11 protein-coding genes are annotated in these 14,523 nt (G+C 45.5%); 6 read left to right on the top strand and 5 right to left on the bottom strand.

Annotation, left to right across the window (positions count from 1 at the left end; genetic code table 11):
* Positions 1 to 9: 9 nt before the first annotated feature.
* The gene (locus tag H8S84_RS00350; protein WP_230407000.1) at positions 10 to 1,101 is read left to right on the top strand and encodes a hypothetical protein; all 1,092 of its coding nucleotides are present in this window, start codon (positions 10 to 12) and stop codon (positions 1,099 to 1,101) included.
* Positions 1,102 to 1,770: 669 nt separating this feature from the next.
* The gene (locus H8S84_RS00345) at positions 1,771 to 2,943 is read left to right on the top strand and encodes an alpha/beta hydrolase (RefSeq protein WP_187065288.1); all 1,173 of its coding nucleotides are present in this window, start codon (positions 1,771 to 1,773) and stop codon (positions 2,941 to 2,943) included.
* A gap of 591 nt (positions 2,944 to 3,534) precedes the next feature.
* On the opposite strand, the gene H8S84_RS00340 is transcribed toward H8S84_RS00345, so the two are convergent.
* The 3 genes from H8S84_RS00340 to H8S84_RS00330 all read right to left on the bottom strand — a co-directional run bounded on the left by H8S84_RS00340 (position 3,535) and on the right by H8S84_RS00330 (position 7,246).
* On the bottom strand, positions 3,535 to 4,863 hold the full coding sequence (locus H8S84_RS00340) for a DUF885 domain-containing protein (protein ID WP_187065287.1): 1,329 nt from the start codon (positions 4,861 to 4,863) through the stop codon (positions 3,535 to 3,537).
* On the bottom strand, positions 4,850 to 6,247 hold the full coding sequence (locus H8S84_RS00335; protein ID WP_187065286.1) for an alpha/beta hydrolase family protein: 1,398 nt from the start codon (positions 6,245 to 6,247) through the stop codon (positions 4,850 to 4,852). The genes H8S84_RS00340 and H8S84_RS00335 overlap by 14 nt, the downstream gene beginning before the upstream one ends.
* Positions 6,248 to 6,319: 72 nt before the next feature.
* On the bottom strand, positions 6,320 to 7,246 hold the full coding sequence (locus H8S84_RS00330; RefSeq protein ID WP_187065285.1) for a helix-turn-helix domain-containing protein: 927 nt from the start codon (positions 7,244 to 7,246) through the stop codon (positions 6,320 to 6,322).
* Positions 7,247 to 7,470: 224 nt separating this feature from the next.
* Here H8S84_RS00330 and H8S84_RS00325 point away from each other — a divergent pair, with 224 nt between their 5' ends.
* The 3 genes from H8S84_RS00325 (at position 7,471) to H8S84_RS00315 (ending at position 10,758) form a co-directional block, all read left to right on the top strand.
* Positions 7,471 to 8,364, top strand: a complete 894-nt coding sequence (locus H8S84_RS00325; protein ID WP_187065284.1) for a transglutaminase — start codon at positions 7,471 to 7,473, stop codon at positions 8,362 to 8,364.
* Positions 8,365 to 8,530: 166 nt separating this feature from the next.
* Positions 8,531 to 9,169, top strand: coding sequence for a YczE/YyaS/YitT family protein (locus H8S84_RS00320; RefSeq protein WP_187065283.1), 639 nt, complete (start codon positions 8,531 to 8,533; stop codon positions 9,167 to 9,169).
* A 125-nt stretch (positions 9,170 to 9,294) separates the two neighbouring features.
* Entirely contained in the window at positions 9,295 to 10,758 is a 1,464-nt protein-coding gene (locus tag H8S84_RS00315; RefSeq protein ID WP_187065282.1) for an aminoacyl-histidine dipeptidase, read from the top strand.
* Positions 10,759 to 10,820: 62 nt separating this feature from the next.
* On the opposite strand, the gene glgP is transcribed toward H8S84_RS00315, so the two are convergent.
* Both glgP and H8S84_RS00305 read right to left on the bottom strand, forming a co-directional pair.
* Positions 10,821 to 12,473 (bottom strand): alpha-glucan family phosphorylase, encoded by a 1,653-nt coding sequence (gene glgP / locus H8S84_RS00310; protein WP_187065281.1) that lies wholly within the window; start codon positions 12,471 to 12,473, stop codon positions 10,821 to 10,823.
* Between the two features lie 325 nt (positions 12,474 to 12,798).
* Positions 12,799 to 13,068: a hypothetical protein gene (locus H8S84_RS00305; RefSeq protein ID WP_187065280.1), complete on the bottom strand. Its 270-nt coding sequence runs from the start codon at positions 13,066 to 13,068 to the stop codon at positions 12,799 to 12,801.
* Positions 13,069 to 13,580: 512 nt separating this feature from the next.
* Between H8S84_RS00305 and H8S84_RS00300 the strand changes: the two genes are divergently transcribed.
* Positions 13,581 to 14,504, top strand: a complete 924-nt coding sequence (locus H8S84_RS00300) for an EboA domain-containing protein (RefSeq protein WP_187065279.1) — start codon at positions 13,581 to 13,583, stop codon at positions 14,502 to 14,504.
* Positions 14,505 to 14,523 lie beyond the last annotated feature (19 nt).

The following is a 14,523-nucleotide window of genomic DNA, read 5'->3' as shown; positions in this document are numbered from 1 at the left end:
TTACTTTAGATGAAGCCGCTACGACTTTTGCCGAATAACACATTTACCAGCACCAGCTACCTTAAACATTATGCCCTACAGACAGCAACTATACTTTGTGGTTTGCTGCTAACGGCCTCCTGTTCCCAGGATCGCGAAGCTAACTCTGCTACACTGCCTAACCATGATCAGGTAGCTTTAGATACAGCCACTATTCCCGCTCCTGCCCCCGACACACAGGCAGTTGCCAGTCCGGACACGGCAGCAGCATTAGCTACTGCACCAGAAACGACAGCACCGGATACAGGTTATACTTACCCAGGCCCTAAGCCTTTGCCTGGCGCCATACTTCCGCACAAACGTATACTTGCCTATTATGGTAACCCACTGTCTAAGCGAATGGGTATTTTAGGCGAGTATCCTGTAGACGAAATGCTTAGCAAGCTGGACCAGGAAATAGAAAACTGGCGAAAAGCTGACCCTGTTACACCTATTCAACCCGCCCTACATGCTATAGTAGTTACCGCGCAAGGCAAACCAAGTGCCGGAGGTAAATACCGCCTGCGCATGACCGACAAGATGATTGAGGATGTATTGGCGATGGCCGCCAAGCGCGATGCCATTGTTTTTCTGGATGTCCAGGTAGGCCAAAGCACGCTGCAGGAAGAGCTTCCACGGTTAGAACAGTTCCTGAAACTGCCGCAAGTACACCTGGGTATCGATGCGGAGTTCTCGATGAAGAACGGTGGTGTACCAGGCCGACGTATTGGCACCTTTGATGCCGCAGACATTAACTATGCCACAAAGTTCTTATCTGACGTAGCAAAGCAGCACAACCTGCCGCCTAAATTGCTTATCGTGCACCGTTTTACACAAGGGATGATCACCAACACCGAAAACATCACACTTAGGCCAGATGTACAGGTAGTAATGCACATGGATGGCTGGGGACCTCCTGCCCTTAAAAAAGACACCTTCCGCCGCTATATCAAAAACGAGCCGGTGCAGTTTACAGGCTTCAAGATCTTTTACAAGAACGACACTAAAAACAACTCCCGCCTAATGACTCCGGAAGAGGTGCTGGCCCTGAAGCCAACGCCGATGTATATTCAGTATCAATAGGATTGAAATTTTGAATGAGTAGATGAGTGTAATTAGTAGTCATCTAATTACACTCATTTAAACTACTCTGTCAGACTCTTGGGAGAGATTTCTAGAACATGAGTTGTGCGCTAGTTATCTGAATTGCGATCTACTCAATAATTTAAGTCAAGATATTGGCGAAGATATGGAGGATGAGTTCATTACTAAACCTTCAACAAAAACGGCGTGGATTTTCATAAGCAAAGAGATGAGGCCTGTGAAAGTAGTCCCAATGGGATTGCGCTAGCACTTTTAGAGGCAAAGTAATGCCTCTGCTTGCGTTTGCTGTTGGGCTTACATTACAGTGGCAGTATAGCCTACTTAAGTCCCGCTCCACCAGCAGGTCCTCCAATCAGTTTCGGGGCAGAGTAAATGTCTTAGTTAAAGCCCACTGCAATGGCTTTGAAGGCGGTGAAACAAACAAAAGAGTCGGCATCAATGAAAAGTTATATTGGCACCCTGTATAAGGCGTTGGTGACTGCGACATGGAAGCCATAGAAATTACGCCTCTACGAATTTAGTTTGCAAATTTTAAAACGTAAAACTGCCTTTGGCAGAATAGATTCCTTAATGTTAAGGCGCGGGTGAAATTGCGCAACTTAAGTTGATTAAGAATTGGTTGTGCTAAAAAACTATTAAATTTAAAGAATGAAAAGGTTACTACTCCTCTATTTATTACTTTACACAAGCATTTCCTTTGGCCAGAGTATAGATACTTTGGCAATTGATGCAGGTTTTCCCTTAGGTTCAAGGAAAGTTGTTATATATCTACCTGAAGCATATAAAGTTGATCCTGAGAGGAAATTTGAGGTAGCTTATGTTCTTGATGCTCAGCAAAGAGAAATATTTGATGCCGTCCATTCTACTATTAGTTTTCAAAGCTACAATTTAGCTCCTATGATTGTGGTTGGAATAATTTCTGAGAACAGAAATAAAGATTTTCTCCCTGCAAATAAACATAAAGAAACTCTCCAGGAATTGAGAGGACAGTTAGGTAATGCTGACGCTTTTCAGCAGTTTATAAGTAATAATGTATTCCCATTAATTGAAAAAAAATACCGTACAATACCTACCAGAATAGGAATTGGTTTCTCAAACGGTGGGACTTTCCTAAACTACACTTTACTCACTAAACCAGAAATGTTTGATGTTTATTTCTCGATTGATGCTAATTTCAATTATGACAGAGGGCAATTAGTGGACAAAATAGTAGTAGAAAGTAGTAAGAATGGAACATTAGGTATCAATTCAAAAAAGTTTTATTATACCTGCCAGACTCCTATGAATGAGAATTGGCTAACAAATAGCAAGAAGTTTAATTCATTCCTTGAAAAAGAGCCTTTAAAAGACAAAATAGTTTTTAAACAAGATATTTTTGAAAATGAATCTCATCAAACAGTTTTCCAAATAGGTGTTATGAATGCTTTTAAAGAGTATTTTAAATACCAATTTTTCAATTCAGAAAATCTAATAACATACTATAAATCTTTAGAAAAGAACGGAGGTATAAATTTTGGTTCTAAAGATATAAACAGAATAGCTGTAACATTTTTGAATAATGGTCTTAAGCAGGACGCAAAAAAAATTGTAACAAGTTTTCAGGATAGGCTTGATAGAAACCCTAGTGAAAACACCTCTCTGCTTGATCTTTTTGAGACAGGAAATTTATACTTAGAATTAGGATTCAATCCCATAGCTCTAGACTATTTCAGGCTAACTGAGAAGCTACTTGAAAAAAACAGGCAAAAGATGAGTATTGAAGAGTACAATTATGGCAAGCAAATGATTACAAACAAACTAAAACAAATAAAAGCAAAATAGATATACAGCAAACATAATATTTCACAAATAACCATTTAAAAATTAGTACACCCTCTTCTTGACATATTAGGTCAGTTAGTACTCCGTGTATTAAAGAAATAGGATATGAAGGGATAGTGCAGAAAAAAAATGAGTCTGATAAAGCGAACTCATGTAACAATACTATGAGGAAAGCAACTGATAGCTAAGCCACAAATATCTTAATTATTATACAAGGTAACGTTCCTTTAAAAATTGATATTTTACTTATAAGTACAGATGTCCATGATATGATAAGGTGTAATAGAAAAACACTTCTAAATGCTGTTGCAGCTTTTACCTTTTTTGATTAGCAGGAAAGAATAAATCAGACCCAATGCAGCTAAACAAAGCTGACTTGGGTGGAACAGAGGTTTTAGCGACACTATTAACACAAATCATTCTGAACCTTCGCCTGAGGCAAGATACTCGAGAAGTTTGACAAATACTGTAAACGAAAATACAATTTATAGCAAAGCTGTAAACTACTATCTCCTTTTCGAGTCGTTAACAGGAGCAAAATAACATAACATTAATTAGTAATGTTCACAGCCGAGTTAGCTAGTCTGGTACCTACCCCCGCTCCTCCTCCACCAGCACCACCAGCGGTAAAGGCCCATACTTCAGAAACGCCTCATGAAAAGCACGTATGTCAAAATCACTGCCCTTTTGCTGTTTCTCCTGCTGTAGCTGCTTAAGTATAAAGTCTGCGCCTACTTTATAAGTATGCACCTGTACTGGCCAGCGTAACATGCGGTCAATTTCGCGCTGGGCAATGTCGTCCTGGTTAGGGATGTGTTCTTTCCAGAAAGCCATTGCCTGTTCTTTCGTCCAGCCGTCGTAGTTCAGGCCCACGTCCATGACCACCCTTGCCGAACGTACTAAATCCCACTCCAGCTTACCTAGGTATTCATAGGGTGTCTGGTAAAGGCCCAGCTCCTGCCCTAGCTCTTCGGTGTAGGCTGCCCAGCCCTCTGAGTAAGCAAAGTACCAAAACAGGTTGCCCATTGGGTTTTCACTGTTCAGCTGCCGCCTCCGCTCCGACTGGTAATGATGGCCTGGTACACCTTCGTGCAGCAGCAGGAAATCCATGGAGCGGGTATTGTGGCGTTGCCGGTAGAAGTTAAACAGAAAGGTAGTGTTATGTGGTGCATAAACTCCTGGCGGAGAGTCTTTGTCGGCATCAGCAATTTTGGTAAAGTATAATGGGCGGATATCTGTTACGAGAAACAGTTTAGGCAAGTGCTGCATTACGATTTCGTACTTCTGCTGATACCTGCTGATGATCTCTTTCTCTTTGGTAAGTATAAACCTGCTGCTGTTGAGGTGCGTGTAAAAGCCTGCACTATCGTTGGCATAGCCTAGTTGCCTGCGCACCTGCCGTATCTGTTGCTTTACGTTTTGCACCTCCTGCATACCAAAAGCTTTGAGCTCGTCGGGTGTAACAGGTAGGCTCAGGTACTCCTGCAGCCAGTAAGTATAAAATTCTTTGCCTAGCGGCTGGTAAAGTATACCATCAGCTGTAGGAGGTTGCTTTGCCTGTTGTTTAAACTTTTTCTCAAGCGCAATACGGCGCTGGTTCAGGTCCAGTTCGTAGAGCAGTTGCCGGTAGTATACTTTATACTTGCCCGTCAGTTTTGTAGGGTCTATTTCTTTTGCATCGGCTGCTGCTTGTTTAAAAAGCTGCTCCTGCTTAACCAGCCCCTGCGTATCTTGTATTCGTTCAAGCCGGTCTATATAGCTCAGGGTAACGCCCGGCATATTAAGAGCCCGGTAACCAATAGCAAAGTTCTGAAGCAAAGCCTGCAGCTTTTGGTCTTGATTTGATGCCGGCTGGCTTCTACTCAGGAGAAACAGCAAGGGCAGGCACAGCAGCCAGGTATAAATCTTACTTGCTGCCAACTGCTTTGTTGTTCACTGTCTGCTTCATCCAACTATCCACCATATTCACTAGGGCCGGGTTAAAATTATCGCGCATGTAAGCGCCGAACTTTCCGCTTTGCTGAAGGCGCAGCAGGTCTTGTTTTGTACCTACTTTTATAAAGCCATGGTCGGTGCCGAGCAAAAATTTGTAGGTTGCTGATCCGGGGTGCATGGTATTAATAGCATCTGTCAGCAGTTGCGAGTTGTGCGGGCTAATGGAGGCAATATCTGCCTCGCCGTAAATAACCAGTGAGTTAGTATTGGCATCGCGCCAGGCCTTGTTTAGCGGCGCCTCCTGTATCCCCTGCATAAAAGTATAATGCCGCCCGAAAACATGGCCTTTGCCGTCGTAGTCAAAGCTTTGCTCCAGGTAGGGTTTATACGCCGGGTTCTTTGCCAGTTCCTCCGGCGACTTCTTTTGGATCATAAACTCATAGGTAAGCGGTGCCAGTACCTTCATATCCTCGTCTATCTGCACCGGGTCTGTACCCACTACCGCCCGCTGCTCCCGGAATACATCCTGCATATACTCATACCATGGCTTGCCGGCCACACCGTATACCACAATGCCTTTAACTTTTGATTCCGAGGCAATAATAGGAGCCGTGTTACCACCAAGCGAATGGCCAAACAGGAATACATTTTCCGCATCTACAAAGTCATATGTCTTCAACTTTTTCAATCCGGCAGAGAAGGCTGCCAGTTCTTCGGCATAGGCAATTTCGGTGCAGGGTGCGCTGCCCTGGCTATCGCCGGAACCAGGTTTGTCCATTTTAAACACAGCGTAGCCTTTTTCCACCAGGCCATCCATTAGTTTGCGCTGCGGGTCGTAAGGCGGCAGGTTATCGATGGAACCGCAGCCATAGCCTTGAATAAAAAATACAGCAGGATATTTGCCCTTTCCCTTCGGCTTTTTAGCGATGAGTCGGGTATAGCCATTTTCTGTTTTCACTTCATCGTAAATCACTTCTGCGTTCGGGTCAGTTTCGCGCGGCATTTCCTTTACCTTCTCCTTCAGCGTAAGTGTTTTCCCGTTGCGGATGATGTTTACAGTTACTGGTTGGCCGGTGGTAAAGGTGCGTGCCTTTGCCACTACATCGCTGGAGGTTTGGATGTTCGTGTCGTTAATCTTTACGATCACATCGTTGGGTTGCAGCTTTAACGCAGCGGCAGTACTATTAGGAATTACAGCAGCCACCATACCTCCTGTAGGTGCTTTCATTTTATAGGCCGATGCCAGGGAGTCGGTAACAGGCAAGATCTGCACGCCCAGGAAAGGACGCCGCTTCAGGTTCTGGCCTTCTGCGGATAAACTCAGGCCAACAGCTAGTGCAGCCATAGCCCATAGGGTAATCTTCTTCATAGCAATAGTGGGTGGTTTTATACTTAAAACTACGCGTATAGCACCTGTAAGACCGGTATAAAGTTGCTAAATTTAAATAATGCGCTGGTACGCCGAGGGTGCTTTGCCCGTAGCTTTCCGAAAGATCTTGCTAAAGGCCTGCACCTCTCTAAAGCCACATGCCTGCGCCACCTCTGTTACCGACATGCCCCCTATGTGCAGCAGGTGTTGTGCCAGTTGCAGGCGCAACTGCAGCAGGTACTGGTAGGGCGATTTGCCGAAGGCAGCCTTAAACTGCCGCAGAAAATGAAACTCTGACAAGGCGGCTACCTCTGCGAGTTGGCTTAAATTTAAAGGCTCTGTGATGTTATCGTGCAGGTAATCGCGGGCAATAAGCAGGCGGCGAAGCAGCTCTTCTCGGGTGGCTTTTTTAGTTGCCGGCAGCAGCTGCACCCGCTTCTGGTTTTCGAACTGTAGGCGGCAAAGATCACCGGCCAGGTTCAGGAACAGTTCTTCTGTCTGGGCACTTTCTGTGAGCAGCCCCTCCTGCAATTGGTAGCGCAGGTAATCTAAACGGGGCTTTAGCGTTATTTTATCTGCCTCAAACACGTGCTCAAACACTTCAGGCGCACTCATATTCAGCTCCCTTACATCCAGCAACTTATCTGTTTCTGTACCCAGTGTTCCCCACGCCTGTGTTACCAGCCCGGAGTTCAGGTACAGGCAAAGCCCCTCCACCGTCTCATTCTCGTTTACCTCTACTTTGCACGCACTGCCATGGCCTACTACAAGTAACTTTCCATCGGTAACGGTGTGTCTTCGGCCATTTACGGTGTAACGTTCCCTGCCATTTACCACATACTTCAGCGCATAGCCATGTTGGTTTACAGTGTCTCCAAAGTATGTTTTAAAGAAAGAATGATAGATGTGAGAAGAGTCTGGAGGTACAGGCACGGCTGTCTGCCCTTGTACTAATTTGGAAAAGCCCGGCACTACCCGTGAAGGATTGACAAATATCATAGTTTTATAGAAGAAGCGGTGTTAACTTACTGATGCTGAAGTATAAATTTACCTGTTTTAGACCACGAAAGAAATAACATGAAAAAAATTTAATTTTTTTATATCTTAAAGGAGTCAAAAGGCCTGCCTTTTGCGTTGTTAAATTAAAGAGCGTTACTGCCGTGCCACGAAACATGGCCTGCAGCTAGAATACCCGGCGCCAGAACCCTCAAACCTGAGATCACATGACGCGATTTTTCCAACCTACCGAGCTTCTGAACTTTGCCATTCGGTTCATACAGATCATTATTGTGTTTCCGATGGCTGTATTGTTCAGTTTCTATATTCCACCTTACAACTCGATGGACTACGAACTGCACTTTTTGCTGTGCCTCATGTTCGCTGCCGTTATTTCTGTTTTAGTTACCAAGTATAGCCGTAAGCTTATTGTGCTGATGTTTATCGGTATGTTAAGCATCATGGCCTTTAACAAGACGTTTAAAGACCAGACGCTGGATGGCATCTATGCCGACTACAATGCCATGCTGGTGAACATGACCAGCAACCCGCACAAGGTATCCTACTTTAAACCGGTTCGGGGCACCTACTTCCAGGACCAGCGGGTAAAAAGCGCCATGCAGCCAACCCACCCAAAAGTAAGGGCCTTCGCCGTTGAGAACTCTACCCGCTATTTTCATGATGAGTACTACCGTAAGTTTGGTAAGGCTGCGCGTTATTTTTCACTGTTCAAGCATATCCGCCTTAACTGGAAGTATGTAAACGACCCTCTGGGCATGGACTACTATTCCCCTCCAACAGAAAGTATGGGTCTGCTGGCAGGCGACTGCGACGACTACGCCATACTGATGGCCTCTTCAGTTATGGCTATCGGAGGTGAAGCACGCGTTGTTATCTCGCCAAGCCACATGTATACTGAGGTAAAAGTAGGAACCGTTGAAGACATAGATAAAGTAAGCTTCGCGATCAGAACGTTGTTTCCGGATGAAGTAAACGGTGGAAAAATTCACTTCCACGAAACAGGCGGCGACCTGTGGGTTAATTTCGACTATACAGGCAGCTACCCTGGCGGGCCGTTCCTGGAGCCGGAACTTTACAGCGTGATCACGTTCAACAAATAAACTTTAATCTCCGTCTCCATTCTACAGACTGGGATTAAAGTTTATGCGATTTAGCTTGCATCAATCATTTTAGACAATCTCCCTGCTTTTCTTTTTGTAATTTTGCGCCTGCCTGCAAGCAGGTGTTTTTATTTACAGGGATGGCAACATCCTTTTTATACTTCTGATGAGAGACTGGATCATTCGTTATACCTTCTTTTTTATGGGCCTGATGTTATTTGGGCTGGGCAACGCACTTGCTTTTAAAGTAAAATACCTGGGCCTGCACCCCTGGGAGGTGCTGAATGTAGCTTTCTGGCAAAAGTTTGGTTTTACTGTGGGCACCTGGAGTGTAGTCACTGGTTTGTTTCTTGTGGGCGTGGCGTGGTTCATGCATAGCAAATACATCAACATCGGCACTTTTCTGAATGCCCTGCTCATTGGCCCGTTTATGGACTTCTTTCTTTGGCTGGACATATTACCCGATAAAACCGGAAGCTGGCTAGACTATGTTTACCTAATCATTGCCATTTTGATTGGTGGCATTGCCGGGGGCATGTATGTGGCTGGAGGCATAGGGGCTGGCCCGCGCGACGGATTTATGCTTTCCATTTCTGACAGGACAAAGTTGTCCATTAGCAAAGCGAGAATTATGGTGGAGTCGGTGGCATTAGCAATTGGCTGGCTAATGGGCGGACCTGTGTTTGTAGTTACCTTCTTTTATACTTTGATCTTTAGCCCGATCTTCCAGTTCACGCTAAAGTTCTTTGTAAACCTGCGGGAGAAACTAACCGACAGCCCAGCCAGGCAGGAAGTAAAAGCCTAGCCTGTACGATCAGAAGTATAAGCCTGCATTTGTAACAAGCTATGCAGCATTCTCCTGTAAACTTATTAAATTAGCAAAAACCGATGCGCCAGGTATAAAGTATACCACGCAAAATCATACAAACTATGAGCACAGAAGTTAGAAACCTGGAGCCCAAAGCGCTCTGGAACAATTTTGCAGACCTGAACGCTGTACCCCGCCCTTCTAAAAAAGAAGAACGCGTAATCCAGTTCATCAAAGAATTCGGCGAGGGCCTTGGCCTGGAGACCTATGTAGACGAAGTGGGCAACGTGATTATTAAAAAGCCAGCCAGCAAAGGCATGGAGAACCGCCAGACGGTTGCTATCCAAAGCCACCTGGACATGGTGCACCAGAAAAACGCCGACACTGATTTCGACTTCGAAACTCAGGGCATTGACATGTACGTGGACGGTGACTGGGTGAGAGCAAAAGGCACCACGCTCGGCGCTGACAACGGTATGGGTGTAGCTTCTATTATGACATTGCTTGCCTCTAACGATATTGCCCACCCTCCTATTGAGGCGCTGTTTACCATTGACGAAGAAACAGGCATGACCGGTGCTATGGGCCTGAAAGGGGGCCTGCTGGATGCTACCATTATGCTGAACCTGGATACAGAAGATGACCGTGAACTGACCATAGGCTGCGCAGGCGGCGTGGACGTAACAGCCACAGGCAAGTATGAGCAGGAACAAACTACGGCTGGTGCCAAAGGATATAAGCTAAGTATAAAAGGCCTGACCGGCGGCCACTCCGGCATGGACATACACCTGGGCCGTGGCAATGCCAATAAACTGATGAACCGGGTGCTGTCGCAGGCAGCGGAGCAATTTGGTGTGCGTGTAGCAAACATAGACGGCGGCGGTTTGCGCAATGCTATCCCACGCGAGAGTGTTGCAGAAGTAGCTGTGCCAGCAGACAAGGAAGCTGATTTTAAAGCTTTTGTAGAGGAGCAGAAAGCTATACTTAAAAAAGAGCACAACACAACTGATCCGAACCTGCAGGTTATACTTGACAGCATAGAGACGCCTGCACAGGTAGCTACCTCTGACTTTAATGGCAAATTGCTGCGCGTGCTGTATACTTGCCCGAACGGTATTTACCGCATGAGCCCGGACATCGAGCACCTGGTGCAGACATCCAATAACGTGGCGCGCGTATTGGTAAAAGACGGTGAGTTTACCATACTTTGCCTTACCCGCAGCTCCGTGGATTCTGAGAAAATGGACCTTGCCCGTGCCATCAGATCTGCGTTGGAGTTGGCTGGTGCCGATGTAAAGTTCAGTGGCTCTTATCCTGGCTGGATGCCAAAACCAGACGCATCTATTGTAAAGGTAATGAGTGATCTGTACCGCTCTAAGTTTAAGCAGGAGCCACATGTAAACGCCTGCCACGCCGGTTTAGAGTGCGGTATACTTGGCGCTAACTACCCTGAAATGGAAATGATCTCTTTTGGTCCTAACATTACCGGAGCCCACTCCCCTGACGAGAAAGTACAGATCAGCTCTGTTCAGAAGTATTGGGATTTTCTGCTGGAGACACTGGCAAAGACGCCTGAGAAAGCATAAGGTATAAGCATAAAAAAGGCCGCTCAGTTTATACTTGAGCGGCCTTTTTCTTTATCTGTACTTTAGTAGTTATACATCTGTTCGTAATATTCATGTGCCATGCGGTCAGCACTAAAGGCTGGTACTACATCGCGCATACTCTGCTTCACAACCTCGAGCCAACGCTCCGGCTTGTTATAGTAAGTCGGTATTATTTCCTGCTCCAGTATACGCATCATGTTCTCATAATCCACATCGTCCTGTACCTGATCTGGCAAGGTAACGTCTACAATAGGCAGGATAAAGCAGTTCTCTCCGTGGTTAGCAAACTCTGGTATCCAGCCGTCCTGCACCGAAAAGTTTACAGAGCCATTCATCGCAGCTGTCATACCACTGGTTCCGGATGCCTCGCGTGGGCGCCGCGGCGTGTTAAGCCACACATCAGAACCATGCTTTAACAAACGCGAAAGCTGTAGTTCATAACCTGTAAGCACGGCTACATTGTCTCGTTTATGAGACATCTTTACCAGCTTATTGAATGTTTGCACTGCGCCATGGTCAAACGGATAGGGTTTTCCTGCCCAGATCACTTGTACAGGGTAATCCGGATTGCTGACCATCCTGAAGAAACGCTCCGCATCGCGCAGCAGCAGGTCAGCACGCTTATAGGCAGCAAAGCGCCGTGCCCAGACAATGGTAAGCACCTCCGGCCTGAAAAGCTTGCCGGTCTGGTTTGCTACCAGTTCGAACAACTGCTTCTTCATTTCGGTCTTGCGGCGCTTTAATGTTGCATCATCCTCCTGCTCCAAGGCATCCTGCATGGTTTTGTCCATCCAGTAAGGCACATTCTGCGCATTGGTAATGGCTTTTATCTCACACACGCCTTCGTTGTCGTACCACATGGTGCGGGCTACCTCGCCATGCAGCTGTGATACCCCGTTTGATACCTTTGATAAACGCAGCGCAGCCAGCGTATGATTGAACATAAGCGCGTGCATGCCTGTAATACGACGAGCCTCCTCCAGAGGAATACCATTGAAGAAGCCCATTTGGTCAAGTAAATGGATATCGTGCTCCTCGTTACCCGCTTTTTCGGGGGTGTGGGTGGTAAACACCATGCGCTTTCTTACCTCGCCTACATCACGGTATTGCTTGTACAGGTGGAAAGCCAGTGGCAGGGCATGTCCCTCGTTCATGTGGTATATCTCTGCTCCGCCCAATGCTTCCACTACCTTAGCACCGCCAATACCCAACACGATGCTCTGTGCAATGCGCGCCATAGGCTCCGGGTCGTATAGTCTTTGGGTAATTGTCTGGGCCAAGTAGTCGTTCTCCGGCACATCGGTGGTTAAAAAGTACATGGGCACCGTACCGAAGATCTCCGGTTTAAGCACCATAGCCCTTACCAGCACCGGGTGGTCGTTTACCTCTACCTCTACCGTAATGCCGCTGTACTCGAGAAAATTGTAGTACTTCTTCTGGAACAGCACGCGCATAGTCTGGTCTTCGCTGCGCTCCTGATCGTAATAGCCATACTTCCAAAGCATACCAATCCCGATCATGTCCTGGCGCAGGTCGAAGGCACTGCGCATGTGCGAGCCGGCCAAAAAGCCAAGTCCGCCAGAGTATGTTTTTAGCGCCTGATGTATGGCAAACTCCATACTAAAGTAGGCTACGCGTTTTGTGTATCGTTTATCAATGTCGTGTGGGTGCGACCACCGGTTATACTGCGTCATATTGTTTTACCTGATGTACTGTGCCAACTTTTCACTACCAGCGAAATGTAGCACACACGTATTAAACTGTTCTACCCTTAATAGAAATTATTTTTCTTCTTGCTCTACAAGGCTACGCCATTTATACTTAAACTGATACAGAATAGGCTGGTATTTAAGTAAATGCTTCGTTTACGACCCAATGGAGATACACAAAACTAACAATTTCTGCTTTCATAGGATGAAGTATAAAGTATAAGACTAGCAGCCCGAAAAGAAAAAAACCGCTCTCTATCCTATGCTGGATAAAGAGCGGTTTAAATATGTATAACAGGAGTAGCTATGCCTACTTCAGTTCCTCATATAGTTTTTTCGTTTTTACGCTTAGCGAAAACCAATCATAATTATTGCGCAGCATCTGGAAGTTACTTCCTTCTACCACGCCATTAAGGCCTTTCTCGGCCAATGCTTTAGCCAACACATCATCTTCAATCACAAACGAATCGACCACTAATCCCTCTTTTACAAAAGAGCATTTCAAACCTCTGTCTTCGTTTTTGTAAAGCAATACATGGCTTTCGCCTAATCCTTCTTTAAGTCTATCTAATTCTTTCATCTGTACCAATTTACTACTTTAACACGTTGAAAAGTCCCGCATAGTTCAATTCAATAATTAAAAAATCTCTTACTGTACGTATTTCTGAGTAAACGGTTAAAATTTTAGGGTTAATACTAGATAAATGTTGTCCAATAATATTCTGAAGATATTTAGAGACGGATTGAATATTTTTTTTTGTGGCTAAAATTAGTTTAAACGGCCTTTTCAATGTTTTCACAACAAGTATAAAATCAGCGCATTACGTTTATAACAAGTATAATATTTCTAGTCTGAAATACTGAAAACCCTTTCCAAACAGTGCAATTCTCAGCCAACTTTCAGATAACCTTTTCGTATAAGTCTAACAGCAATTTTTGGATTGCTATATAGTATTCAACTTTAGGCCAAACATCTACACATCAGAACACTTCTTATTTGCAGTTTACAGCTTAAAACGCTGTTAGCTTGGCAAAGATCAGTTGCTGCCGTGCATTTCCGTTTAGCCAAAGCTGAGTATAAAACCGGAACAAATGAGTAAAACCAAAACTTCACCCGTTTTGTATCAGGCAGATATTTATGAAGCTTCTTCTTTTCTGAAGAGCTTGGTAGAAAAACATGTAACTCCGCAGGCACAGCAATGGCTCTCTGAGAAGACGGCAATGCTCTCTTCCGAAACAGCGCAGCCTAAAGACCTGTACCTGGCCTTCAGTGCCGCTCCACGATTTGTGGGTAAAGATAAGTTAGCGCTCACAGCGCAGAATCTTGAAACAGCCAATACCATCAGAACAGGATTCAATCCATCACACTGGTCAGTCGCACAAGCCGCACGCACAATTCTGCTACTTTCGTTTCCACACCAAAACCCGGATGATTTTCTGGCAACCATAGAGCAGCTGTTTAACACAGCCGACATGGGTGAACTGGTAGCACTTTATGCGGCCCTCCCTCTTTTGCCGCACCCCGAAAGCTTTAAGAAAAGAGCAGCAGAAGGCGTGCGCACTAATATGGGTGATGTGTTCGAAGCTGTGGCTTTAGACAACCCTTATGCCGCCGACTATATGGAAGAGGATGCCTGGAACCAGATGGTGCTGAAGACCCTGTTTGTAGGCAAGCCTATTTATAGAATCTATGGCATTGAGAAGCGTGTAAACCCAAAGCTGGCGCGCATGCTCTCTGATTATGCACATGAGCGTTGGGCTGCTGGCCGTACTGTGTCGCCGGAACTATGGCGCTCTGTTGGCCCCTACCTGGATGCAAACCTGCTGCCCGACATTAAAAAGCTTTTTGAACAGCCTAATGAGCTGGAGCAGCAGGCAGCAGCACTTGCCTGCTCACAGAGCCAATATGCTCCTGCAAAAGAACTGCTAAATGAGCACGCTGCTTTAAAAGAGCGTGTAACACGCGGCGAACTTACCTGGGACCTGATCGGGAACAGACATTTAGCACTGAACTAACCAAACCAACAATACACAT

The organism is Pontibacter cellulosilyticus, assembly GCF_014306105.1.
GTDB lineage: Bacteria > Bacteroidota > Bacteroidia > Cytophagales > Hymenobacteraceae > Pontibacter > Pontibacter cellulosilyticus.
This window is presented reverse-complemented; position numbering and strand designations above follow the sequence as displayed.

Coding starts and splice junctions, on each gene's coding strand:
- H8S84_RS00350 (WP_230407000.1), top strand. CDS start 10: ATGAAGCCGCTACGACTTTTGCCGAATAACACATTTACCAGCACCAGC.
- H8S84_RS00345 (WP_187065288.1), top strand. CDS start 1,771: ATGAAAAGGTTACTACTCCTCTATTTATTACTTTACACAAGCATTTCC.
- H8S84_RS00335 (WP_187065286.1), bottom strand. CDS start 6,247: ATGAAGAAGATTACCCTATGGGCTATGGCTGCACTAGCTGTTGGCCTG.
- H8S84_RS00330 (WP_187065285.1), bottom strand. CDS start 7,246: ATGATATTTGTCAATCCTTCACGGGTAGTGCCGGGCTTTTCCAAATTA.
- H8S84_RS00325 (WP_187065284.1), top strand. CDS start 7,471: ATGACGCGATTTTTCCAACCTACCGAGCTTCTGAACTTTGCCATTCGG.
- H8S84_RS00320 (WP_187065283.1), top strand. CDS start 8,531: ATGAGAGACTGGATCATTCGTTATACCTTCTTTTTTATGGGCCTGATG.
- H8S84_RS00315 (WP_187065282.1), top strand. CDS start 9,295: ATGAGCACAGAAGTTAGAAACCTGGAGCCCAAAGCGCTCTGGAACAAT.
- glgP (WP_187065281.1), bottom strand. CDS start 12,473: ATGACGCAGTATAACCGGTGGTCGCACCCACACGACATTGATAAACGA.
- H8S84_RS00305 (WP_187065280.1), bottom strand. CDS start 13,068: ATGAAAGAATTAGATAGACTTAAAGAAGGATTAGGCGAAAGCCATGTA.
- H8S84_RS00300 (WP_187065279.1), top strand. CDS start 13,581: ATGAGTAAAACCAAAACTTCACCCGTTTTGTATCAGGCAGATATTTAT.